Source organism: Buchnera aphidicola (Chaitophorus populicola), from assembly GCF_964058995.1.
In the GTDB taxonomy this organism is placed as follows: Bacteria; Pseudomonadota; Gammaproteobacteria; order Enterobacterales; family Enterobacteriaceae; genus Buchnera_J; species Buchnera_J aphidicola_BO.
On sequence record NZ_OZ060382.1, the window covers coordinates 274,532 to 298,153 of the forward strand.

The 23,622-nt window shown below is 17.6% G+C and carries 24 protein-coding genes and 3 tRNA genes; 17 read left to right on the forward strand and 10 right to left on the reverse strand.

All coding sequences use genetic code 11. From position 1 onward, the window contains the following. Positions 1-226: 226 nt before the first annotated feature. From cspE to tsaB, 3 genes are all read left to right on the forward strand, one after another. On the forward strand, positions 227-436 hold the full coding sequence (gene cspE, locus AB4W57_RS01210; RefSeq protein WP_367677346.1) for a transcription antiterminator/RNA stability regulator CspE: 210 nt from the start codon (positions 227-229) through the stop codon (positions 434-436). Between the two features lie 221 nt (positions 437-657). Beyond that, entirely contained in the window at positions 658-2,214 is a 1,557-nt protein-coding gene (locus AB4W57_RS01215; RefSeq protein WP_367677347.1) for a TerC family protein, read from the forward strand. A gap of 90 nt (positions 2,215-2,304) precedes the next feature. Beyond that, a complete protein-coding gene (gene tsaB, locus AB4W57_RS01220) occupies positions 2,305-2,961 on the forward strand; it encodes a tRNA (adenosine(37)-N6)-threonylcarbamoyltransferase complex dimerization subunit type 1 TsaB (RefSeq protein ID WP_367677348.1) in 657 nt (218 codons plus the stop codon). A gap of 51 nt (positions 2,962-3,012) precedes the next feature. Here tsaB and minE read toward each other — a convergent pair whose 3' ends face one another. From minE to minC, 3 genes are read right to left on the reverse strand one after another with little or no spacing between them, the layout of a single operon-like run. Then, a complete protein-coding gene (gene minE / locus AB4W57_RS01225) occupies positions 3,013-3,264 on the reverse strand; it encodes a cell division topological specificity factor MinE (protein ID WP_367677349.1) in 252 nt (83 codons plus the stop codon). A gap of 2 nt (positions 3,265-3,266) precedes the next feature. After that, positions 3,267-4,076 carry a septum site-determining protein MinD gene (minD, locus tag AB4W57_RS01230; protein WP_367677350.1) on the reverse strand — a complete coding sequence of 270 codons (810 nt, stop codon included), beginning with the start codon at positions 4,074-4,076 and terminating at the stop codon, positions 3,267-3,269. A 35-nt stretch (positions 4,077-4,111) separates the two neighbouring features. Beyond that, positions 4,112-4,798, reverse strand: a complete 687-nt coding sequence (minC, locus tag AB4W57_RS01235) for a septum site-determining protein MinC (protein WP_367677351.1) — start codon at positions 4,796-4,798, stop codon at positions 4,112-4,114. A 206-nt stretch (positions 4,799-5,004) separates the two neighbouring features. On the opposite strand from minC, the gene AB4W57_RS01240 reads away from it, so the two are divergent. Next, a complete protein-coding gene (locus AB4W57_RS01240) occupies positions 5,005-6,021 on the forward strand; it encodes a methyltransferase (RefSeq protein ID WP_367677352.1) in 1,017 nt (338 codons plus the stop codon). Positions 6,022-6,036: 15 nt separating this feature from the next. Here AB4W57_RS01240 and AB4W57_RS01245 read toward each other — a convergent pair. Continuing rightward, a tRNA-Leu gene (locus tag AB4W57_RS01245) sits at positions 6,037-6,122 on the reverse strand. A 66-nt stretch (positions 6,123-6,188) separates the two neighbouring features. Continuing rightward, positions 6,189-6,261 (reverse strand) — tRNA-Cys (locus tag AB4W57_RS01250). A 248-nt stretch (positions 6,262-6,509) separates the two neighbouring features. Between AB4W57_RS01250 and AB4W57_RS01255 the strand changes: the two genes are divergently transcribed. After that, positions 6,510-6,594, forward strand: a tRNA-Ser gene (locus AB4W57_RS01255). Positions 6,595-6,831: 237 nt separating this feature from the next. Here the strand turns inward: AB4W57_RS01255 and AB4W57_RS01260 are convergent. Beyond that, a complete protein-coding gene (locus AB4W57_RS01260) occupies positions 6,832-7,779 on the reverse strand; it encodes a hypothetical protein (RefSeq protein WP_367677353.1) in 948 nt (315 codons plus the stop codon). A gap of 1,485 nt (positions 7,780-9,264) precedes the next feature. Between AB4W57_RS01260 and AB4W57_RS01265 the strand changes: the two genes are divergently transcribed. Further along, on the forward strand, positions 9,265-10,197 hold the full coding sequence (locus AB4W57_RS01265; RefSeq protein ID WP_367677354.1) for a FlgK family flagellar hook-associated protein: 933 nt from the start codon (positions 9,265-9,267) through the stop codon (positions 10,195-10,197). 186 nt (positions 10,198-10,383) lie between these two features. On the opposite strand, the gene AB4W57_RS01270 is transcribed toward AB4W57_RS01265, so the two are convergent. Then, positions 10,384-11,574: a ribonuclease E/G gene (locus tag AB4W57_RS01270; RefSeq protein WP_367677355.1), complete on the reverse strand. Its 1,191-nt coding sequence runs from the start codon at positions 11,572-11,574 to the stop codon at positions 10,384-10,386. A gap of 91 nt (positions 11,575-11,665) precedes the next feature. On the opposite strand from AB4W57_RS01270, the gene AB4W57_RS01275 reads away from it, so the two are divergent. The 11 genes from AB4W57_RS01275 to AB4W57_RS01325 all read left to right on the forward strand — a co-directional run bounded on the left by AB4W57_RS01275 (position 11,666) and on the right by AB4W57_RS01325 (position 19,409). Beyond that, positions 11,666-12,610: an RluA family pseudouridine synthase gene (locus tag AB4W57_RS01275; RefSeq protein ID WP_367677356.1), complete on the forward strand. Its 945-nt coding sequence runs from the start codon at positions 11,666-11,668 to the stop codon at positions 12,608-12,610. Positions 12,611-12,749: 139 nt separating this feature from the next. Further along, positions 12,750-12,920, forward strand: a complete 171-nt coding sequence (gene rpmF, locus AB4W57_RS01280) for a 50S ribosomal protein L32 (protein ID WP_367677357.1) — start codon at positions 12,750-12,752, stop codon at positions 12,918-12,920. Between the two features lie 44 nt (positions 12,921-12,964). Next, positions 12,965-13,870, forward strand: a complete 906-nt coding sequence (locus AB4W57_RS01285) for an acyltransferase domain-containing protein (RefSeq protein ID WP_367677358.1) — start codon at positions 12,965-12,967, stop codon at positions 13,868-13,870. 22 nt (positions 13,871-13,892) lie between these two features. Continuing rightward, positions 13,893-14,621 carry a 3-oxoacyl-ACP reductase FabG gene (gene fabG, locus AB4W57_RS01290; RefSeq protein ID WP_367677359.1) on the forward strand — a complete coding sequence of 243 codons (729 nt, stop codon included), beginning with the start codon at positions 13,893-13,895 and terminating at the stop codon, positions 14,619-14,621. A gap of 41 nt (positions 14,622-14,662) precedes the next feature. Then, on the forward strand, positions 14,663-14,896 hold the full coding sequence (acpP, locus tag AB4W57_RS01295) for an acyl carrier protein (protein ID WP_367677360.1): 234 nt from the start codon (positions 14,663-14,665) through the stop codon (positions 14,894-14,896). 147 nt (positions 14,897-15,043) lie between these two features. Then, positions 15,044-15,676, forward strand: a complete 633-nt coding sequence (tmk, locus tag AB4W57_RS01300) for a dTMP kinase (protein WP_367677361.1) — start codon at positions 15,044-15,046, stop codon at positions 15,674-15,676. Then, complete coding sequence (locus AB4W57_RS01305) at positions 15,658-16,659, forward strand: DNA polymerase III subunit delta' C-terminal domain-containing protein (protein ID WP_367677362.1); 1,002 nt, start codon at positions 15,658-15,660, stop codon at positions 16,657-16,659. Before tmk ends, AB4W57_RS01305 begins: the two co-directional genes overlap by 19 nt. A 33-nt stretch (positions 16,660-16,692) precedes the next feature. Then, positions 16,693-16,935 (forward strand): TatD family hydrolase, encoded by a 243-nt coding sequence (locus AB4W57_RS01310; RefSeq protein WP_367677363.1) that lies wholly within the window; start codon positions 16,693-16,695, stop codon positions 16,933-16,935. A gap of 35 nt (positions 16,936-16,970) precedes the next feature. After that, positions 16,971-17,477 carry a TatD family hydrolase gene (locus AB4W57_RS01315; RefSeq protein WP_367677719.1) on the forward strand — a complete coding sequence of 169 codons (507 nt, stop codon included), beginning with the start codon at positions 16,971-16,973 and terminating at the stop codon, positions 17,475-17,477. Between the two features lie 47 nt (positions 17,478-17,524). Then, positions 17,525-18,958 carry a PTS glucose transporter subunit IIBC gene (gene ptsG, locus AB4W57_RS01320; RefSeq protein ID WP_367677364.1) on the forward strand — a complete coding sequence of 478 codons (1,434 nt, stop codon included), beginning with the start codon at positions 17,525-17,527 and terminating at the stop codon, positions 18,956-18,958. 109 nt (positions 18,959-19,067) lie between these two features. Then, the gene (locus AB4W57_RS01325; protein ID WP_367677720.1) at positions 19,068-19,409 is read left to right on the forward strand and encodes an HIT domain-containing protein; all 342 of its coding nucleotides are present in this window, start codon (positions 19,068-19,070) and stop codon (positions 19,407-19,409) included. Positions 19,410-19,709: 300 nt separating this feature from the next. Here the strand turns inward: AB4W57_RS01325 and AB4W57_RS01330 are convergent, their stop codons facing one another. From AB4W57_RS01330 to AB4W57_RS01340, 3 genes are all read right to left on the reverse strand, one after another. Then, the gene (locus AB4W57_RS01330; protein ID WP_367677365.1) at positions 19,710-20,840 is read right to left on the reverse strand and encodes a porin; all 1,131 of its coding nucleotides are present in this window, start codon (positions 20,838-20,840) and stop codon (positions 19,710-19,712) included. A 180-nt stretch (positions 20,841-21,020) separates the two neighbouring features. Next, positions 21,021-22,409, reverse strand: a complete 1,389-nt coding sequence (gene asnS, locus AB4W57_RS01335; protein ID WP_367677366.1) for an asparagine--tRNA ligase — start codon at positions 22,407-22,409, stop codon at positions 21,021-21,023. A 196-nt stretch (positions 22,410-22,605) separates the two neighbouring features. Continuing rightward, a complete protein-coding gene (locus AB4W57_RS01340) occupies positions 22,606-23,547 on the reverse strand; it encodes a rhodanese-related sulfurtransferase (RefSeq protein WP_367677367.1) in 942 nt (313 codons plus the stop codon). Positions 23,548-23,622 lie beyond the last annotated feature (75 nt).

Consider the following 23,622-nt stretch of genomic DNA (forward strand, 5'->3'; position numbering starts at 1 on the left):
TAAATATTGTTTTTTTTTTAAAAATCCTCTATGATAGAACAATCAATATTTGTTAAAAAAATATTTTTATAAATTTTTTTTCTATATAATTTAGAAAAATTAATTTAATAAATATTTTAAATATGTCTAATAAAACATATTTATAGCAAATCAAAATTATTGTTAAAAATTAAAAAAAATTTTTAAAATAATTTTTCTGCAGTATAAATGTTTAAGGAAATTTTATATGTCAAAAATTAAAGGTCAAGTTAAATGGTTCAACGAAGCTAAAGGTTTTGGATTTATTACTCCTGAAGATGGCAGTAAAGATGTATTTGTACATTTTTCTTCTATTCAAGGAGAAGGATTTAAAACTTTAGAAGAAGGTCAAAATGTTGAGTTTGAAATTCAAGAAGGACCAAAAGGACCATCAGCAATAAATGTTTTTGCAATATAATAAAAATTATTTACTTAAATTTTATTAAAAATTTTTTTAAACATTAAAAATTTTTAAAAACCTCTGTTTTATATACGGAGGTTTACAAGAATAATTTATATTATTAATATTTATACAATACAAATAAATTTTTTATTTTAAAAACATTTTTAAATAAAATATTTTATAATTATAACATCAAATCATTCAATAAAATTTTTCCTATTTAATGGAGTTATTTAATGGGAATTCTTTTAGACCCGTCAACGTGGACTGGTTTATTGGCTTTAGTATTACTTGAAATAATATTAGGTATTGATAATTTAGTTTTTCTAACTATTATTACAAAAAAATTAAACCCAAATCAAAGAACTAAAGCTAGAAACATAGGTTTAGTATTATCTCTTTTAATAAGAATTATATTTTTATATTTTATATCATGGTCTACATCTTTTACTACTCCTTTATATTCAAATCAATATGTTACTATTTCAGGTCGTGAATTTATTTTGTTTATAGGAGGTATATTTTTATCTGTTTTTTCATTAATGGAATTATATGATAAACTTTATCATAAAAGCATTAAACGAACGAAACATAAACAATATTCTTATTTTTGGTTAATAATTTTACAAATAATAATATTAGATATAATTTTTTCATTAGATTCAATTATTACTGCAATTGGAATAGTTAATAATTTTATTATTATCTCTACATCTATGATAATTGCTATGTTTTTTATGTTAGCTCTTTTAAATTCTTTAAAAAATTTTATACAAAAATATAAAAAAATTCTAATATTATGTTTAGGATTTTTATTAATAATTGGTATAAATTTAACGCTAGAATCATTAGGATTATATTTTTCTAAAAAGTATTTATATACAGCTGTAGGATTTTGTATATTCGTAGAGTTATTCAATCAAATCTCAAAATATCATTTTTTACTATATCAATATCATCGACCTTTTCGAAAAAGAATGCTCGAGCATTTTTTAAAAATTTTAAAAAGAGAAGAAACAAAAGATATAAAAGTAATAAAAAGATTTAATAAAGATAATACAAGAATATATTCTAAAAAAGAATATACAAATTTTAATAAAGAAGAAAAATATATGATTTCAAGCTTATTAAATTTGTCTATTAGATCTGTAAAAAGTATCATGACTCCACGAACAGAAATATCTTGGATTAATATTAATCATTCTTATAATATTATTAAAAAAAAACTATTAAATGCACCTCATAATTTATTTCCTGTATGTAAAGGAGAAATAGATAAAGTTATAGGAGTTGTTCGAGCTAAAGAACTAATTATAAAAATAGAAAATAAAGAAAGTATTTTAAAATTTGTTTCTAAAAATAAACCAATTATAATTTCAGATGAAGTTAATTTAATAAAATTATTAAAAATATTAAAAAAATCTAAAGGTAATATAATTTTAGTAAAAGATAAATTTAATATTCTTCAAGGATTAGTGACACCATTAGATTTTTTAAAAGCTATAGCTGGAGATTTTCCAGATTCTGATGAAACACCTGATATTATAAAAAAAAATAATAGTTGGTTAGTAAAAGGACATACAAATTTATATTCTTTACAACAATCATTAAATACAAAAGATTTAATTAAAAGAAATAATACACAAGTATCTATATCTGGATTAATTATAGAAAAAAATGGAAACATTCCTGTAAAAGGTCAAGTTATTAAAATATCTTCATTTACTTTTAAAATTCTAAAATTAACAAATTATAAAATAGATTTAATTAAAATAAAAAAAAATAAAAAATAATTTTTAAAATTTTTATAGTTTATTCATGAATACAAACATGAATAAATTATAAAACTAATATTTTAAATAAAATAAATTCTTTGAATTATTATGAAATTATTAACTTTTGATACGTCTAGTCATTATTGTTCAATAGCATTAAAAAATGATAATAATATTAGTTATATAAAAAAAATTACTTCTAATCATTCTGATATCATATTTATGATAAAAAATATTTTATCCAAAAATTATTTATTATTATCTGATATAAATTATGTTGCATGTTCTACAGGTCCTGGTTCTTTTACTGGAATTAGAATTGCAATAAATATAGCTCAAGGATTTTTTGTTGGATTAAAAATTCCTATAATTGGAATATCTACATTAAAAATTTTAGCTGAACATGTAAGAAACAAAACAAATCATAAAAATTTTGTTGTGATTATTCAAGCTAATAAAAAAAATATATATTGGGGAAAATATATTTTTTATAAAAAAAAATGGTATTTAAAAAATAAAGAATTATATATATCTAATAAAATTGCTTTGAAAAAAATTATTAAATTAAATAAAAAGTGGAAAATTATAGGTATGTTAAATAATTTTTGTTTATATACAAACATAAAAAATACAAAAGATTTTAATTTATATAGATCTTCTGCATTAGATATTATACCTTTAGCAATACAATTAATTAAAAATAATACAAATAATTTATCTTTTAAAAATATTTCTCCAAATTATTTAAATACAAATATTATATAATAATTATATATCAAAATTTTTGTAACATAATATATTATGTGTATAAAAAAATTATTTATGTAATGTAATATTAAATCCTAAAATAGATTTATTGTTTTTTTTATATTCTAATTGAATTTTTACAAATTTCTGATCAATCTTCATATGTTTTTGAATTAAATTTAAAATTTCTTTTTTAAGCATAGGAATATATTTTTTTGTTTTTTTTATTGTTTTATTTTTATCTAAAATCATTTTTAATCTTTTTTTTGCAATAAAAGCGCTTTTTTTTTTTTTAAATAAAAAAAAATCTAATAGAGCCATAATTATCTTCCAAATAAACGTTGAAAAAAATTTTTTCTTTCTTTAATAAATCTCAACGGGGTTTTTTTTCCTAATAATCTTTGCACTACATCTGAATAAGCTTTTCCAGCATTTGATGTTTGATTTAAAATAATAGGAAATCCTTGATTAGAAGATCTTAAAATAGATGAATCTTCTGGTATTACACCGATCACTGGAATTCTTAAAATTTCTAATATATCTTTCATACTTAACATATCTCCTGAATTAACTTTTTCAGGAGAATATCGCGTTAATAATAAATGTTCTTTTATAGGTGTTCTTTGATCTTTTGCACGTTTTGATTTAGATGCTATAATACCTAAAATTCTATCTGAATCTCTTACAGAAGAAATTTCAGGATTTGTAGTTACAATAGCTTCATCTGCAAAATATAACGCTAATAATGCACCTCTTTCTATTCCTGCAGGAGAATCACAAATAATAAAATCAAAATTCATTTCTAATAATTTATTAAAAACTAGTTCTACACCTTGATAAGTTAATGATTCTTTATCTTTTGTTTGAGATGCAGGTAAAATAAATAAATTTTTAGTATTTTTGTCTTTAATTAAAGTTTGATTTACAGTAGATTCACCTTGGATAATATTAATAAAATCATATACTACTCTACGTTCACAACCCATAATTAAATCTAAATTTCTCAATCCTACATCAAAATCTATAACTACTGTTTTCTTTCCAGATTTAGCTAAACCAGTAGAAATAGAAGCGCTTGAAGTAGTTTTTCCTACTCCTCCTTTACCTGACGTTACTACTATAATACGTGTCATATTTCAATATATCCTTAAATTAAAATACTAAAAAATTATATTTTTTTTATATATATATTATTATTTTTTAAATATATTTGAGCTGCTTTATTTAAAACATTTTTTGGGATAGAATCAATTAAACAATATTCTCCGGAAATAGATAATAATTCTGCTTTTAAATATTGACAAAAAATTTTTCTAGTATTGTCACCATGCGCTCCTGCTAATGCTCTTCCGCTAAGTTGTCCATATACATGAATATTTCCATCTGCTATGAGCTCAGATCCTTTATTTGCATTATTAACTACTATTAAATCTGATTTTTTAGCATAAATTGTTTGTCCAGAACGAATAGTTTGATTATATAAAATACTTTTATATATTTCTTTTTTTTTAATTTCTTTTTGTGCATGAGTAAAATTTTCTGTATTAGAAAATATAGGTAATCCTGAACTTAAAATTTTATTTTTTAATTTTAAATCATTACATTCACTAATTCCAATAATTGAAAAGCCATTAGAAAAAACAACTTTTTTTATTTCTATCCAATTAGAATTTTTTGGCAATAAAGATAAATTTAAAATAATAGGAGCGTTATGAAAAAAATTAGGAGATTCTTGGACTTTTTTTTTTAATGCATCATTAATTAAAGGAATATTATTACTACATATATATAATACTAATGTTGTAAAAACACTTCCTTTTAATTTAATAGGTATGTTAATAGATTTTAAATTCATAGTTTTTAAAATTTGATTACTGATAATATATAAATTATTGATGTAAAAATATTTTATAAAATATTTATTTATATAAATTATAATATATAAAAATATAAAATTAACTAATAATTAATGATATTTTTATTTTTTTAAAAGAAATATATTTATAACAATCAATATTAATAAAAAATTAAAATAATTGTTGTTTACTTAAGGAGATTTTTTTGAATATAACTAATGAAAGTAAATTAATATTAAAAAATAAAAATATTTTTTTTAAAAAAAAAATTCTTTTTTCTGGAAACATTCAAGATTCTTTACCAGAAATTTTAAAAACAAAATTAAGTTATATACATATTCAAAAATATCATTTTTTAAAATATTTTTTAAAAACAAATAAAAAAAAAATATTTACTAATTTTTTAGTTACTAAAAAAATGTTAAAAAATTGCAATACAGTTATTTACTTTTTTTCAAAAAATAAAAAAGAAACTTTTTTTCAAATAAAAAATATTGCTTCTTTATTAAAAAAAAAAGAAAAAATATTTCTTATTGGAGAAAATAAAAGTGGTATAAATAGTTTTGTAAAATATTTTAAAAAAGAAATTTTTTTTGAGAAAATTACATATGGTAGAAAATGTACACTTTATATTCATAATATTAAAGAAAAAATTTCTTTCGAATTAAATAATTTTTATAAAATTCATTATTGGAAAAAAACTCCAATTATATTTTTACCTGGTATGTTTGGATATAATAAATTAGATTTAGGTAGTAAATTTTTAATTTCTACATTTAAAAAAAATAAATTATTTAATAAAAAAGTTTTAGATATAGGTTCAGGATCAGGATTTTTATCTATTGCTATTTTAAAAATTATGCAAAAAAATAAAATAACTTTATCTGAAAGTTGTTTAACATCTATGAAATGTTGTAAAAAAACGTTTAAATTAAATAATTTATATGCAAATTTTAAAATTAGTAATATATATTCATGCATTAATAAAAAATTTGATTTAATTATATCAAATCCGCCTATACATAATAACTTAAAAAAATCTTTAAAATTTATAAAAAAAATGATTTATCAATCTAGATTGTATCTTAAGAAAAAAGGAGAATTAAGATTAGTTATTAATAAATCTGTTTCATGTAATAAATATTTTATTGATAATTTTTATAAATTTAATATTTTAAAAGAAAATAATTTTTTTAAAATATATCAAGGATTTAAAGAATAAATAATATATTTTATGTACCCGAAGCGGGACTTGAACCCGCAAAGTTATAAATAACCGAGGGATTTTAAGTCCCTTGTGTTTACCAATTTCACCATTCGGGCAAAAAATTTTATTTAAAAAATTATTTTAATTTAATTATTTAAATAAAATCAATTTTTAAATAAAAAAGGCGCACCTCGGAATCGAACCGAGCTATACGGATTTGCAATCCGCTGCATAATGCCAATCTGCCAATGCACCAGAAATTTTTTATTAAAATTATAAAATATAATAATATTAATTAATATATAACAAAATATTTGATTATGTCAAATAAATTTTTTAAATATATTAAAAAAATATATTATTTATATATTTTTAATAATAAAAAAATAAACTTGAAATAATAATATAAAATGTTATATAATAAAATTATTAATTTTTTGTAATTAATATAACTAAAAATTTTAATTTAAAAAATTATTTTTAATTCTTTATGATAAAAAATTGGAGGGATGGCCGAGTGGTTTAAGGCAGCGGTCTTGAAAACCGCCGATGAGAAATCATCCGAGAGTTCGAATCCCTCTCCCTCCAAAAAAAATTTTACAATAAAATTTATTATTTAAAATTTTTATAAATAAAATAAAATTTATTTATATTTTTTCTAATTTCTTTAGAAATATTTTAAAGAAATTACATTTAATTATTTATAACTTACCTATAAATACTTTATTATCTATTTAAATTTATTTTTTAAATTTTTATTTTAAAAAAATAACATTATTATAAGTTATTTTATTAATATTTTTTTAATTTATTATATTTAAAAAATTATAACTCTTGTTTAAAATTTAAACTTTTTAATTCATTATTGTTTTTATTGTTTGAAAAAATATTTTGAAAATTCCAAATAAAATGAAAATTTATAGAATTTAAATTGTCACTTTTTGAATTATTAAAATAAGTTATTTTTTTCTCAAATTCAATTCTTGAATAAAAGTTTTGATTAATCTTATATTGCATTCCAAAACTAATTACTGGAAAAACATTATTTTTTAAAGGATAATGTGTATTAAAATTTTTTATTTTTAATATATTTTTATTAAGATTAATAGCACAACCTATACGGCTATATAAATCTATAGAATTAAATATTGGATAAGAAAATCTTGTAGTAATTTCTAAATTTTTTTGTGGATAAATAATATTTATTTTATTACTTTTATTGTCATGTAATTTTAAATATGTACTTGTTTTTCTTGCATTGGTAATATGTGCTGCTGGTTTGTTAGGTGTTTTTTTAACATTATGATTATTTTCTATTGAAAATAATGAATTATTGTTAGTATTGCTATAGATAGTGTTAACATTTGATGTATTTCCTCTCTCGTTAATTTGTTGTTGTTCTTCTTCTAATATTTTTTGTTCTTCTTTACGTATATTTCCAACATATCTATTTCTAAAAATTTCAACACGTTTATCATTTCTTATGATATCATTATTATTTTGATTAGTAAAAAGATTATTATAAGAAATTTCTAAACCAAAATATGCATTATGCTGATATCCCATTAAAAAACCATATAATGAATGCGACCAATAATTATCATATAAATTTTTAAAATTAGATAAGTCAGATTTTGTAATTTTATTAGGTTGTAATATGTTAAATTTTGAACCAAAATAAAAATAATTTGAATTATCTATTTCTTTTGCATAAACATTAGTAGCTATACACGTATTTAATAAAATAGAAATTAATATAGCTTTATTCTTCATTTTTGACTCCATTTTAAAAATTATAAATAAAATGTATTATTTATTTTATATTTATAATTTTTTAACAAATTTAAAAATATTAAATCAATACATGTTTAAAATTTTATAAATAGAATAAAACTGTGTCAATATATGAAATAAATATTTTTAAATTATTTTTTTAAGAAAAACTTTTTATGTATTAAAGAATTTAAGAGTATTATATAAAGTAATTTTTGTTTAGTATATTTTTTTTTTTTAAAAATTATATTTTTTAAATTTAAAGATATAATATGCTTAATTCAAACTTATGAAAAGAAATATTTTAAATTAAATATTTTTATAAATTTTTATTATATTGTTTTAGTTAATTATTTTGAACTTTAAAATTATATTTTTTTAATTAATAATATATTTAAAATTAAAATATTTAAAAATGTGAAGAAAATATTTGAATATCATATTATAACATAAATAAAAAATTAAAATATTAGATAGTATGAAAAAAATATTTTTTAATTTTTATAAAAAATTTCAAAAATTTATTATAAAATATTTTTATATTATTAAATTTATAAAAATATTTTATTAAATTAATATAAATTTTATATACATTAAAATATAATATTATTATACAATAATTTTATTATTATATGAAACTATTAATTTAATTTGTTTATATAAAATTTAATATTTATAAAAATTTATATAATATTAAATTAAAAGTGAATTTTAAAATTTTATATTTTTAAGATTTTTTAATCTTAAAATAAAAATTTATATAAGTAAATATATAATATAAATATTATAAAATTATTTTTTTTTAAAAGAAATTTATGTTAAAAAATGTTAAAAATTTATTACAATTAATATTTAAAAATAAATATATATTTAAAAAAATAACTAACAAAAATTACTTTTGTTTAAAAAATATTTTTAAAAAAAATTTAGATAATATTAATTAATAATATTTGAAATAATATAAACAATTTTTATAAAATTAATTTTATAAAAATATTTATAATTTATAAAAAATTTTTTACAACAAATATTAATAATATAAAATTTATTAAAACAATAAAATTATATAATTTATTTGTTTTTTTCAATAAAAATAAAAATTTATTATAATAAAGAAATATACATACTTAAAAAAAATTAATAAATAAAATTTTATAAAAATATTTATATATTATGTTTTTTTAATTTATAAATAAAGTTTTTTTAGCTAAAAAAATCAAAATAAATTAAAATAGTTTATCAAATTTAATGTACATTTTAAACATTAAATGTTATAAATAATAAAATATAAGTTTTGAATGTTTTAATTATTGCAAAAATTCAAATATATTTTTTTAATAAATATAAAATTATTAAAAATTGCAAAAAAATTTAAATTTAAATAAATTTTTTATTAATAAAATTAATTATATTATAATAATATTAATTAATTTTTATTAAAAAAATTTAAAAAAAATCAAAAAATTTATTATTTAGGAAATAAATATGTACGATATTAACGATTTTATAATAAATAACATAGTATTATTAAATAATTCATCTAAAAATTATTTTAATGAAATTACACATATAAATAGAATTAATGATGTACATTACAAAAAAAATATCAAATATAAAATACATAAAACATTTCATATCAAGATAAATACAAATTTTTTAAATAAACATGAAACAGATTATAGTAGAAAACTTAAAGAAACAAGAAAGATAGAATCAGAAACAGAAAAAAATAAAATTATTTTAAACATTCTTACAAAAATTAAAAATGTATTTTTAAAAAATCAAGAAATTTTATTAAATAAAAATCCTTTTGATAATCATATATTTTTAAATGCAGAAAATTTAACAAGTCCGATAGAAAAACAAGAACAATTTATCGACCAATTACATGAATTACTTGATGAATATAAATTTTTTTATGATAATTTTTTAAATATAGAAAAATATATTAGTAATAAAATTCAATATAAAGTTAATACTATTAATAGAATAATTGATCAAATTGATTTATTAAATAAACAAATTCAACAAGCGAAAATTAATAATAAAATAACATATATAAATATTTTTAATATAAAAAGAGATAATTTAATTAATCAATTAAATAAAATTATAGCTGTTCATACAGATAGTCAAGATTCTGAACATAGTGTTAGAATTTTTGATAATATTTTATTAGTTTCAGATAAACTTAAATATCACATACAAAATAATTATAATAAAATCAATAGAGTAGAAGATCGATTATGTTTTGTAGACAAATCTTCAAACACGATTAATATACCTTTAAGTCAAATTATTGGAGGAGGAGAGATATCTGGTTTAGCAACAACTTATTTAGATAATTTAGTACCTGTAATAAATCAAATTAGACAAATTATTTTTGATTTATCTGAAAATTTAGATATAAAAAATTAAAAATTAATTATATAAAAAATTTATATATTTTAATATAATATTTATATTTTAAACATTTTTATTTAAAAAATATTTTTTTAAAATATCAAATAAATTAAATATTAATTATTAATATAATAAATCTAATATAAAAAAAATAAGAAATTAAAAATATTTAATAAATTTATTTATAAATTTATTAAAATATTAATTAAAAAATTTAAATTTTTGTCTTGATAATTCTAATAATCCAAATTTTGAAATTTTACTTATTTGAATTCGAGATGGTTCTTTTTGTACAATATTTTTTAAAGTATGTTCAACTTTTTGAATATTTTTAACATTTGACATATTAATAAAATCTATAACAACTAAACCACCTATATTACGTAATCTTAATTGACGTATAATCTCAAATATAGATTCAAAATTTATTTTAAAAGCAGTACTTTCTATATTTTTACTTTTATTATAACTAGAAGAATTGACATCTATTACAGTTAAAGCTTCTGTAAAATCAATTGTTAAAGATCCTCCAGATAATAAACTTATAGTTTTTTGAAATATAGAGTCGATTTGTAATTGTACTTTATAAAAATTAAAAATAGATTTAAATTTATTAAAATATTTAATATTACTAATAAATTTATTTTTTTTAAAATAAGTAAATAATTTTATACAATTATTAAATAAAATTTTATTATCAATAATAATTTCATTAATATTATGACTTAAATAATATCTAAAAATAGAAATTAAAATATTATTATTTTTAAAAATTAAAGTATTTTTATTTTTTTTTTTAAAAAAATTTTTTTGCTGAATATAATTTACTTTTTTTAATTGATAATCAAAATCAAATTTAAGATTTGTAAAAGATATTTGATAACTTGAAGTTCTTAAAATAATTCCTATATTGTCTGGAATTTTTAATATAAATAAGAAATTTTTTAAACGTATTCTTTCAATACCTGTAATTTTTTTAGAAATTTTTCTTACACTTGGTTTGTTTAAAATTAAAATTAGATATATTCCAAAAAATTTTATAAACGTAGTTAACAAAGCTCTTTTATTTTTATTAGATTCTTTTACAATTTGCACTAAAAAAACACTTTTTTCTAGAAAATTATTTAAAGTTTCATTATTTTTTACATTTATATTTTTTAAATGTAAAAAATTCTTATTTATTTTATTAAAAGGTAAAAAACCTATTTCATTATTTCCATAAATTACAAAAAAAGCTTCTAAACTAGAACTCAAATATTGAATTTTGGCTATATATATATTATTTATCTTTTTTTTATATATATTTTCTACATATAAATCATATAATCTATTTTTACAAATAACTGCAATTTTTATATCATTTTTATTTTTATTAATTAAAATTCTATTCATTTTATTCTCTTTAATATACAAAAAATATAAAAATTAATATTGTGTTATAAATTTCTAAAAAATAATTTTAAAATCTTTATTAAGGCATTTTATGGTTGGAATAATAACAAAACTATCTTTTTTTATAGTAAATAAAATTTTTGTTAAACAAAGAATTGATAATTTTTTAATAAAAAAATTTAAAAAAATACCTAAAAGTAAATTATATAAAATTATTAGAAAAGGATATATTCGAATAAATAAAAAAAGAGTTCAAGCAAAATATAAATTAAAAATAGGAGATTTAATACGTATTCCACCATTAAAAATCAACTATAATAAAAAAAAAAAAAAAATAAATATAAAAATGCAAAATATACTTTTAAAAAATATCTTATATGAAGATAATATTTTACTTATTATTAATAAACCTTCAGGAATTTCTGTACATGGTGGTAGTGGAATAAATTTTAATATTATAGACAGTTTAAGAATGATTAGACCATATGATAAATATCTAGAATTAATACATCGATTAGATAGATATACATCTGGAATTCTAATGCTTGCTAAAAAAAAATCTTCATTACGTTATTTTCATGAAAATTTTAGAAAAAATCTTATTCAAAAAAAATATCTAGCGTTAGTACATCGAAAATGTTTATTCCATAAAAAAATTGTTAATGCTCCATTATTAAAAAAAAATATTTTAAATAAAAAAAAAATGGTTACAGTAGATAAACTTGGTAAACCATCAAAAACTATTTTTAAAAAAAAAAAAAGTAATTTATTATATACTCTATTATCTATAATTCCATATACTGGAAGAACTCATCAAATACGTGTACATTTAGAATTTTTAAAGCATCCTATAATTTTTGATAGTCGTTATGGAAATCAAAATTTAGATAAAAATATAACAACAAAAAAATTAAATAAAGTATTACTATTACATGCTAGAAAAATAGTTTTTTTACATCCTATACTAAAAAAAAAAATTAGTATACATGCGCCTTTAGATAAAAATTTTAAAAACGCAATAAAACACTTATTTTAATATATAAAAAAATCGATATAATTATTTCATATTAATTAAATATTATAATAAAATAATATAAAAAATTATTTCTTGAATAATATTTAAAATTATTGTATATAATAATAACAAAACATTATAAAAATAGGAAAAAATAAATATGGCTGTACAAAAAAGTAAACCTACACGATCTAAAAGAGGTATGCGTCGTTCTCATGATTCATTAAAAAAAAAAATAAATTTACTATCTATAGATAAATTTTCTAATGAATATCATATCAGACATCATATAACTAAAAAAGGATATTATAAAGGAAAAAAAATATTTTAAATATATCTTTTTAATAAATTTAATTAATTTATATAATATTTATTATGATTCCATTTGCAATGATTTTTCCAGGACAAGAAAAACAAAATATTACGCTTTTAAAAAAAATATATAAACAAAATAAGATAATACAAGAAACTTTTGCAAAAGCTTCAGAACATTTAAAATATGATTTATATAAAACTATTATTAAAAAAAATTTAAATCATAAGTATCAAAAAAATAATTTTCTACAATTAGCAGTGTTAACTATTTCTTATTCTATATATAAACTATGGAAATTTCGTATTGGATTAAATCCAAAAATTATGACTGGACATAGTTTAGGACAATATTCTGCATTAGTATGTAGTAAAGTATTAAAATTTTCTGATGCAATTAAAATGATTATTTATAGAACTAAAATTATGCAGAAAAAAAAAGGTTCAATGTATGCAATTTTTGGTTCTAAAAAATCAATAATAAAAAAAATTTGTAAAAAATATTCTAAAAAAAGTCGTGTTTCTATAGCTTGTATTAATTCTAAAACACAAATCGTAATTACTGGAAGTGTAGAAAATTCTAAAAAAGCTTCTCAAGAATTTAAAAAAAATGGAGCTAAAAAAATTATTCAGTTAAAAAATAATACTATTTCTCATTGTCCTTCTATGAATAAATTAAAAAAGAAAATATTTTTTAAATTTAAAAAAATAGTTTTTAATTCACCAAAAAATTTAATTATAGATAGCACAGAAGTAAAATTTTTAAAAAATCCAATAAAAATTAAAAATTGTCTAATAAATCAATTATGTAAAACTGTTAAATGGAATGATACAATTAATTTTATCATAAATAATAAAATAAAACATTTTTTAGAAATTAGTTTAAACAATACATTAACTCAATTACATAAAAATAAAAAAAAATATATACCTCTTTATATTAAAAAAATTCTTAATTTAAAATTATAGTATTATTTATAAATTTAAAAATATGAAAAAAAAAAATGTTTTAATTACAGGTGCTAGAAAAGGTATAGGAAAATCTATTTTAAAAATATTTATAAAAAAAAATTTTAATATTATTGGCACTTCTAGAACAAATTCTGGGGCTAAGAAAATTCAAAAAATTTTAAAAAAAAATGGATTTGGAATGGTCCTAAAAATTAATAATTATTCTCAAATTAATTTTTTTTTAAAAAAAATCATAAAAAAAATAGGAAATATAGATATATTAATACATAATATTGGTATTACTCAAGATAATTTAATTACTAATATATCTAAAAAAAATTGGGATAACATTATACAAACAAATTTAACATCTATATTTTATATTAGTAAAAAAATTATTAAAAATATGATAAAAAAAAAATTTGGAAGAATTATTAGTATAGGATCAATATCTGGACTCATAGGAAACGTTGGACAAACTCATTATTCTGCTTCAAAATCTGCATTAATAGGTTTTACAAAGTCATTGTCTTTAGAAGTTGCTTCTAGAGGAATTACAGTAAATTTAGTATCTCCTGGATTTATTCAAACAGATATGTTAAATAAATTAACTTCATCGCAATTAAAGAAATGTTTGAACAAAATTCCTATGAAAAAATTTGGAAATACTCAAGATATAGCTTATTTAGTAAAATTTTTATCTTCAAAAAAAGCATCATATATTACTGGACAAATACTACATGTTAATGGAGGAATATGTTCGTTATAAATTTTTTTATAAAATAATTTTTTCAACAAGGGTCAATTTATATGAATTTAGAAAAAAAAATAAAAAAAATTATTCTAGACTGTTTATCTTTAAAAAAAAAAATTTCCAATAATTCATGTATTAAAAATGATTTACAAGCTGATTCCTTAGATATGATTGAATTAATTATGTCTATAGAAGAAAATTTTCATATAGATATTAAAGATAAAGAATCAGAAAAAATTACTACTGTAAGTTCATTAATTAATTTAGTACAAAAAAAAATAAAAAAATAAACTTTTATATCAACTATATCTGTTATTATTAAATATTTTATTAAATAATTTTTAATATAAATTAATATTTTAATTACAATAAAAATATAGATTAATATTACATTTTCTAAAATATAACATATTAATCATATTAAATAAAAAAATTTTATGAAAAAAAATAAATTTATTGTAATAGAAGGTTTAGAAGGATCTGGCAAAACAACTGCCTGCCAAATCATAAAAAAAATTCTTTTATCACATAATATAAAAAAAATAATTATTGTTAGACAGCCAGGAAGCACATTAATTTCTGAAAAAATTCGTTCAATTATTAAGAAAGATTATAAAACAGAAAAGTTAAATAAATTTTCTGAATTGTTTCTATTATATTCTGCACGTTTTCAACTGATGGAAAATATTATTAAACCATCTTTAAAAAAAGGAGTTTGGATTATTTCAGATCGTCATAATTTATCTTCTATAGCATATCAAGGAGGTGGAAGAAATATTGATCAATCTCTAATACAAATGTTAAATAATCTTATAAATAAAATTTCTAAGCCTGATTTGACGATCTTTCTTGATGTTTCAGTAGAAATCGGCCTAAAAAGAGCTCTATTACGTTCTAATTTTGACAGAATAGAAAAACAATCTAAAAAATTTTTTTTAAAAGTAAGAAAATATTATTTTAAATTTTTACTATCTGAAAAAAATAAAATTATAATTAACGCAAATAATAATATTAAAGTAATGAAAGAAAATATAAAAAATCAATTAAATACTTGGATAAACAAAAATTAATGAAAAAATATCCATGGCTTTATAAAATATATAAAAAAATTATTAGTCAATATTTAAACAAAAATAATCATCATACAATTCTTATACAATCTCAAATCAATCTTGGATCTTCTAAACTAATTTTAAATATATGTAAAAAAATTTTGTGTCAAAAATCAAATAATTTATTTAGTTGTAATATATGTCATAATTGTCAATTAATTAAAAAAAAAAATTACTTAGATTTATATATTATTAAAAAAGAAGAAAAAAAAAAATTTATTGGAATTAATACAATTTTAAATTGTATAGATAAAATAAATCATACCTCTCAATTAGGATCTATGAAAATAATTTGGATTCCTAAAATTCATTTATTAACTGAATCAGCTATTAATTCTTTATTAAAAGTTTTAGAAGAACCTCCTTTAAATACATTATTTTTTTTAGAAAATAAAAATAATTTTAAATTAAAAAAAACATTAAAAAGCAGATGTATAATTTATAATATATTTCCTCCTAAAAATAAAGATAGTGTTTTATGGTTAAAGAAAAACATTAAAAAAAAATATAAATTAGAAGAATTATTGATAGCATTAAATATATCAGAAAATTCTCCTATATTAGCAAAAAAAATTTTTATTAATAAAATTTGGGAAGAAAGAAAAAAGTTATTTAGAAAAATATATAAAGCAATAAAATATAAAAATTTATTTTTATTATATAAAAATTTAAAAATACATTTATTAAAAAAAATTTCCTGGATATGTTCGTTAATTTTAGATGCAATTAAATATTCTTATAATAAAAATATTAAATTAATAAATATTGATCAAAAAAAATTAATTTACACAATAAACAAAAAAAATTCAAAAAAAAATTTATTTATAATAATTCATATATGGATTAAATGTTTTTTTAACATAAAAAACATCCCTCAAGTAAATGAACATTTTATTTTATTAGAACCTTTAATTCAATGGGAAAAAATGCTTAATTTTTAAAAATAATTTAATTATATAAAAAGGAAAAAATATATGTTTTTAATAGATTCACATTGTCATTTAGATAAAATTAATTTAAATAAATTTAAAAATGGATTAGATGATGTGTTAAATAAAGCATATTCAAAAAATGTTAAAATAATTTTAGCAGTATCTACTTCTATAAATAATTTTAAAGATATTCAAAAAAAATTTAAAAATACGAAATACAATATTTATTATTCATGCGGTATACATCCGTTATCTATTTATAAAAAAAAAAATCTTTTAAATTAGTAAAAAATTTATCTCAAGATCAAAAAGTAATTGCTATAGGCGAAACAGGATTAGATTATTATTATCAAAAAGAAAACTTTAAAGAACAAATTAATTTATTTTATAAACATATTTATCTTAGCAAAAAACTGAATAAACCATTAATTATTCATTCTAGAAACGCAAATATAGATACAATAAAAATTCTTCGATCAGAAAAATCTGACCAATGTAAAGGTGTTTTACATTCATTTAATTATGACTTTCAAACAGCATCAAAATTATTAGATATGGGATTTTATATATCTATTTCAGGAATTTTTACATTTAAAAATTCTATAAAACTACGTTCTGTTATAAAAAAAATACCTTTAAATAGAATATTATTAGAAACAGATTCTCCATATTTAACACCATTCCCTCATCGAGGAAAAGAAAATCAACCTTCTTATATATATTATATAGCAAAATACCTCTCTAATTTAATTAAAATAGATTTAGAGGAATTAAGCTATATTACATCAAAAAATTTTTTTAAATTATTTAATTTAAAAGAAAAATAAATTTATTCTTTTTAGATTTGTTATTATTTTAAAATAAAGGTCTATATATGTTTCAAAATACATTCGCTAATCTTCAAAAAATTGGAAAATCTTTAATGCTTCCAGTTTCAGTATTACCTATTGCTGGTATTTTATTAGGAATTGGATCAGCTCATTTTTATATTATTCCTCATTTTATTTCAGAAATTATGGAAAATACTGGAGGAACAATTTTTAAAAACATGCCGTTAATTTTTTCTATTGGTGTTGCTTTAGGATTTACTAAAAATGATGGAGTAGCAGCTTTAGCTGCAGTAATTTCATACAATATTATGACTAAAACATCTTCTATCATGTTACCAGTTTTTTCTTCTTATTCATTATTTTCTTTGCAAGATAATATAAAAAATATAAATGACACAGGAATTTTAGGAGGTATTTGTTCTGGAGCCATTTCTGCGTTTATGTTTAATAAATTTTATAAAATACAATTACCAGAATATTTAGGATTTTTTTCTGGTAAAAGATTTATACCTATTATCTCCGGTCTATCCGCTATAATGTTAGGTCTTTGGTTATCTTTAATTTGGCCTCCAATAGGATTTGTTATACAAAAATTTTCAATGTGGTCTGCTTATCAAAATCCAATTATTGCTTTTGGAATATATGGATTTGTAGAAAGAGCATTAGTACCTTTTGGATTACATCATATTTGGAATGTTCCCTTTCAAATGCAAATTGGAGAGTATATTAATAATATAGGACAAGTATTTCATGGAGATATAGCTAGATATATGGCAGGTGATTCAAGTGCAGGAAAATTATCTGGAGGATTTATTTTTAAAATGTATGGATTACCTGGAGCAGCATTTGCTATTTGGCATTGTTCTAAAAATAAAAATAAAAAAAAAGTTAGTGGAATTATGATGTCTGCTGCTTTAACTGCATTTTTAACAGGAATTACTGAACCAATTGAATTTTCTTTTCTTTTTATTTCGCCTATTTTATATTTTATACATTCAATATTAGCTGGATTATCTTTTTCCATATGTATTTTTTTAAACATGCAAGCTGGAACTAGTTTTTCGCATGGATTAGTTGATTTTATTTTATTAAGTGGAAACAGTAATAGAATATGGTTATTTCCTATAGTTGGAATTATATATTTTTTTATATACTATATAATTTTTTATATTTTTATTACAAAATTTAATTTAAAAACTCTAGGACGAACAAATAATGTTTTTCATAAATCTTATATAGATATCGATGAAAAAATTTCTAAAATAATAAAATATTTAGGTGGAAAAGAAAATATAGTTAATATAGACGCTTGTATTACACGGTTAAGAATAACAGTTATAAATTCTTCTAAAATAAATGCAAATAAACTAAAATCTCTAGGAGCTGCAGGGGTATTTATTTCTGGTTTAGGTGTACAAATTGTATTTGGAACTAAATCTGATAGTATTAAAAATTTAATTGAAAAAAAAATAAAATAAAATTTTAAATTTACTTAAAATATTAAAATAATTTATATATTATATTTTTATAAATATTTCAAATTATTATAAATATTTTATATTTCTAATAAAGGTTAATATATTTTATATTATGAATAAAAAAATTTTTCAAAATATTATAAACAAAAAAACACACTCAAAAATTATTTTTCAAGACGAAAAAATTACTGCTTTTCATGATATATCTCCAAAAGCAAGAATACATATTTTAATTGTTCCTAATATATTTATTAAAAATCTTAATCATATAAATAAAAAAAATTTAAATGTATTAACTTATATGTTACATATGTCTATAAAAATAGCAAAAAAAGAAAAAATTCATAAATCTGGATATAGAATTATTATAAATTGTAATAAAAATGGTGGTCAAAAAATACCTTATTTACATCTCCATTTATTAGGAGGAGAAAAACTAAAAAATTTTTAAAAAAATAAATTAAAATTAATATGAAAAATATTTTATAGTAATAAGTTTGTAAGAAGAGTATTTCTTACAAACTATTACATAAAATAATTATTAATATTTTAAAAAAATTTGACTTCTATTATAAAAAATTAAATATAAATTTTTATTTAAATTTACAAGATATAATAAGATAAGTAAAATTTAATAAATATATTTTATATGAAATTAAAAAAAATCTTAAAAATTATTTTAACATGAAATATAAATATTATATTTAAAATTTATATAATAATATTTTTACTCACTTATCTTAAATATAATTTAAAAAATATAAGCAAGCCCTACTCCTACACAATTATCAAAATAATGTGAAAATTCTGCGTTATTATCAATACCAAGCGTTTTTAATAAATTTAATTTATAATGAATATTTGCAACAAAATTTTGATTAAAATTATATGTTACTATTAAATTAATATGGTTGTTTAAAGTAGATGATTTAGCATTTTCTGGAACTTGACCAAAATTATATTGTGTTCCAAAAGATTTTATATAACCAATAGAAGATTTAATTCCATTATTAAAATTATAACTTCCAGAAATTTCAATATTATCTATAATATCATATATGCGTCTATTTTTTATAAAGTTTGCAGCTGGATTTTTAGAATGTCCATAAAATCCGGAAACAGAAGCATTTTTAAACGAATAATTCCAACCTAAACCATAAGATTTAACCCAGTGGTTTTCTAGATTTACTTTATTTCTAGTATTATCATAAGGACTAAAGAAAGCTGATCCAATTAAAGTAAATCCAAAATCTGTATTATATCTTAGAGATGTCCCCCATGAATCATTATATTTATCACTTAAAAACATATTTTCATTTTTATAATATGTTTGATGTTGTAAAGTTAAATCTAATCCCTTAATATATCCTGATAAACCTTTATTATGATATGTTAATACACCATCTGCTCGACCGATTAAAAAGTTATCATCTTCATGTAACGTAATATTTTCATTGTTATCAAACGCAGGTTGAGTAAATTGTTTTGCATAATGCATTACACCATAATTTCTTCCATAATCTATAGTACCCCATTGACCTAAATCTAATCCTACATATGCTAAATCAATATTATTATTATTAGAATTTAAATAATTTTTTTCATTATATACACAAAATTTAGGTTTATATTCGAAAGAAAAATATCCTGATATAAATTTATTAATATCAGATTTACTAGATAAACCAAATGTAAAATTTGTATAGTTACCTAATGAATTTAAAAGAAAAGGATCATTACTATGAGAATAAAAATAAAGAGGATTTAATTCTCCATAAATATCTATTTTATTTCCATTTTTATTATATATTTCCATAGCATTTACAGCACTAGAAGATAAAAATAAAGGCATTAAAACAGCTAAAAAATTACGTTTCATCATAATAATTATATTACCTTATGTGTGTAATAATTTTTAAAAGTAAATATTTATTTTTTAATATAATAAATATTATTTAAAAAATATTTATTTATTTAAAATTTTTTTTTAATATTTTTTTTAAAAAAATATATTTAATTAAAACTTTAAAAAAATATTAAAAAAATATCTTAAAAAAATATATTAAAAATTTGCATTTTTTGGAGTTCTTGGAAAAGGAATAACATCTTTAATATTTTTGATTCCAGTAATATACATAATTAATCTTTCTAAACCTAATCCAAATCCAGAATGCGGAACTGTTCCATAAAATCTCAAATCTCTATACCATGAATAATCATTAAAATTTAAATTTAATTCTTTAATTCTTTTATCTAAATATAAAATTCTTTCCTCTCTTTGTGAACCTCCAATAATTTCTCCTACATTTGGAAACAAAATATCAAAAGCAGAAACTGTTTTTTTATCTTTATTAATTCTCATATAAAATGGTTTAAAATCTTTAGGATAATTTTTAATTATAATTGGTTTTTTAAAATATTTATCTACAAGAAATTTTTCATGATCTAAATTTAATTCAACATCTAAAAACATATAATTTCGATTAATAATTTTATTATCTTTTAAGATTTCAATAGCATCTTGATAATTTATTTGACAAATATTACTTTCTAAAAAAATTTTTAATTTATTTACAATATTATCATTTAAATTCTTTTCAAAAAATAGTAAATCATTTTTATTATTTTTTAAAATAAAATTAATAATATATTTTAACATTTTCTCAACAACTTCAATAATATTATCTAAATCAGCAAATGCTAATTCTACTTCTAACATCCAAAATTCAGATAAATGACGTGTAGTATTAGAATTTTCAGCTCTAAAAATTGGACCAAAAGTATATACTTTAGATAATGCACAAGCATAGGCTTCAATAGATAATTGCCCTGAAACAGTCAAAAAAACTTCTTTTCCAAAAAAATCTTTATAAGTTATTTTATTATTTTCTAGATTTTTTGCATATTTTACAGAAAACATATCTCCTGCTCCTTCTGTATTTAAAGAAGTGATAATTGGAGATGAAACCCAATGATAATTATTTATATACAGAAAATTATGTATAGAATAAAATATAGCACTTCTAATTCTAGAAATACAACCAATAATATTAGTTCTTGGTCTTAAATGTGCAAAATTTCTTAAATGTTCCATAGAATGCTTTTTAGAAGACATAGGATATGAATTAGGTTTATTTATCCAACCTATAACATTAATTTTATGCATGTAAACTTCAAATTTTTGATTAACATTTAATGAAGATACTAATTTTCCTTTTACAGATAAAGAACATCCAGATGTTACTTTTAAAATTTCATGATTTATATTATTTTTTAATAACTTTTTATTTACTATAATTTGTAAAGTATTTACACATGAGCCATCATAAATATCTATAAATAATAAATTAGATTTAGAATTTCTTTTATTTTTTATCCAACCTTTTACTTTTACGATAGAATCTATTAATATTTTATTTTCAAATATATCTTTGATAGACGAAATTTTCATTATACTTCCTTTAATAAATATCATTCTTAAAAAAATTGAATATTTATAATACATGTACATATTAAAAAAAATAAATATTTTAAATAAAATTTTTAATAATTATTATTATACTATAATATTTTCTTACATTTTATATAAAATGCAAATGATTTTTTTTATCATATATTTTTTATTTTAAAACATTAAATATTTTAAATCATCTACAATGAAATTCTTTATAACATTTTTTTGAACAAAAAGATTTATAAATTTTAGAACATAACTCACATTGTATAAAAAGTAAATTACAATTATTGTTAATACAATTTACATAATAATCAGATTTACGATGACATTGATTACAATTAGATAATATATGTTTTGTAATAGTTTCATATAATCTTAAATCAAAAACAAAATTTTTTCCTATAAAATTAATAGAATTTTTTTTTTTAATACAATCATTAATATATCCTATTATTCCTCCTCTAATTTGATAAACATTTTTATATCCATTACTTTGAATCCATAATGAAGTTTTTTCACATCGAATTCCACCAGTGCAATATAAAACTATTTTTTTTTTTTTATACTTGTTAATATAATTACATATTTTTTTTAATTGTATTCTAAAAATAGAAGTATTCATTAAAATTGCGTTCTTAAAATGACCAATTTTATGTTCATAATTATTTCGCATATCTATAAATACAGCTTCTTTATTATATAATAAATTATTTACTTCTTTAGAATTTAAATATTTATTAGAAAAATTTTTATTTAATAAAATAGAATTTAATCCATCAGATATTATTTTTTTTTTAACTTTAATACGTAAAGTGTTAAAAGAAATTCTGGAATTGTCTATTCCAATATTAATATGAATATTTTTTAAATCTTTATGTAAACTAGATATATTTTTTTTTATAACTTGAAAATATTTTTTTAAAACACTAGCTTGTATATTAATTCCTTCATTAGAGATATAAATTCTACCAAAAATTTTTCTTTTATAGCATAAATTTTTTATTTTTTTTTTAATAATTTCAGGATTTTCTATAAAAAAATATTTATATAAAGAAATATTAATTCTTAAATAATTTTTAAAATTTTGATTTAAATACTTTTTATTATATATAAAATTACATATTCCAGACATTATTTATTTTTCCATTAAATTTGAAAAAAATGTATAAAAATATATTTAATATAGCATATATTATTATTTATTTAA

Bases quoted from the DNA above. Each gene is read 5' to 3' on its own strand.
- cspE (WP_367677346.1), top strand. From the start codon at position 227: ATGTCAAAAATTAAAGGTCAAGTTAAATGGTTCAACGAAGCTAAAGGT.
- AB4W57_RS01215 (WP_367677347.1), top strand. From the start codon at position 658: ATGGGAATTCTTTTAGACCCGTCAACGTGGACTGGTTTATTGGCTTTA.
- tsaB (WP_367677348.1), top strand. From the start codon at position 2,305: ATGAAATTATTAACTTTTGATACGTCTAGTCATTATTGTTCAATAGCA.
- minE (WP_367677349.1), bottom strand. From the start codon at position 3,264: ATGGCTCTATTAGATTTTTTTTTATTTAAAAAAAAAAAAAGCGCTTTT.
- minD (WP_367677350.1), bottom strand. From the start codon at position 4,076: ATGACACGTATTATAGTAGTAACGTCAGGTAAAGGAGGAGTAGGAAAA.
- minC (WP_367677351.1), bottom strand. From the start codon at position 4,798: ATGAATTTAAAATCTATTAACATACCTATTAAATTAAAAGGAAGTGTT.
- AB4W57_RS01260 (WP_367677353.1), bottom strand. From the start codon at position 7,779: ATGAAGAATAAAGCTATATTAATTTCTATTTTATTAAATACGTGTATA.
- AB4W57_RS01265 (WP_367677354.1), top strand. From the start codon at position 9,265: ATGTACGATATTAACGATTTTATAATAAATAACATAGTATTATTAAAT.
- AB4W57_RS01270 (WP_367677355.1), bottom strand. From the start codon at position 11,574: ATGAATAGAATTTTAATTAATAAAAATAAAAATGATATAAAAATTGCA.
- AB4W57_RS01275 (WP_367677356.1), top strand. From the start codon at position 11,666: ATGGTTGGAATAATAACAAAACTATCTTTTTTTATAGTAAATAAAATT.
- rpmF (WP_367677357.1), top strand. From the start codon at position 12,750: ATGGCTGTACAAAAAAGTAAACCTACACGATCTAAAAGAGGTATGCGT.
- AB4W57_RS01285 (WP_367677358.1), top strand. From the start codon at position 12,965: ATGATTCCATTTGCAATGATTTTTCCAGGACAAGAAAAACAAAATATT.
- fabG (WP_367677359.1), top strand. From the start codon at position 13,893: ATGAAAAAAAAAAATGTTTTAATTACAGGTGCTAGAAAAGGTATAGGA.
- acpP (WP_367677360.1), top strand. From the start codon at position 14,663: ATGAATTTAGAAAAAAAAATAAAAAAAATTATTCTAGACTGTTTATCT.
- tmk (WP_367677361.1), top strand. From the start codon at position 15,044: ATGAAAAAAAATAAATTTATTGTAATAGAAGGTTTAGAAGGATCTGGC.
- AB4W57_RS01310 (WP_367677363.1), top strand. From the start codon at position 16,693: ATGTTTTTAATAGATTCACATTGTCATTTAGATAAAATTAATTTAAAT.
- ptsG (WP_367677364.1), top strand. From the start codon at position 17,525: ATGTTTCAAAATACATTCGCTAATCTTCAAAAAATTGGAAAATCTTTA.
- AB4W57_RS01330 (WP_367677365.1), bottom strand. From the start codon at position 20,840: ATGATGAAACGTAATTTTTTAGCTGTTTTAATGCCTTTATTTTTATCT.
- asnS (WP_367677366.1), bottom strand. From the start codon at position 22,409: ATGAAAATTTCGTCTATCAAAGATATATTTGAAAATAAAATATTAATA.
- AB4W57_RS01340 (WP_367677367.1), bottom strand. From the start codon at position 23,547: ATGTCTGGAATATGTAATTTTATATATAATAAAAAGTATTTAAATCAA.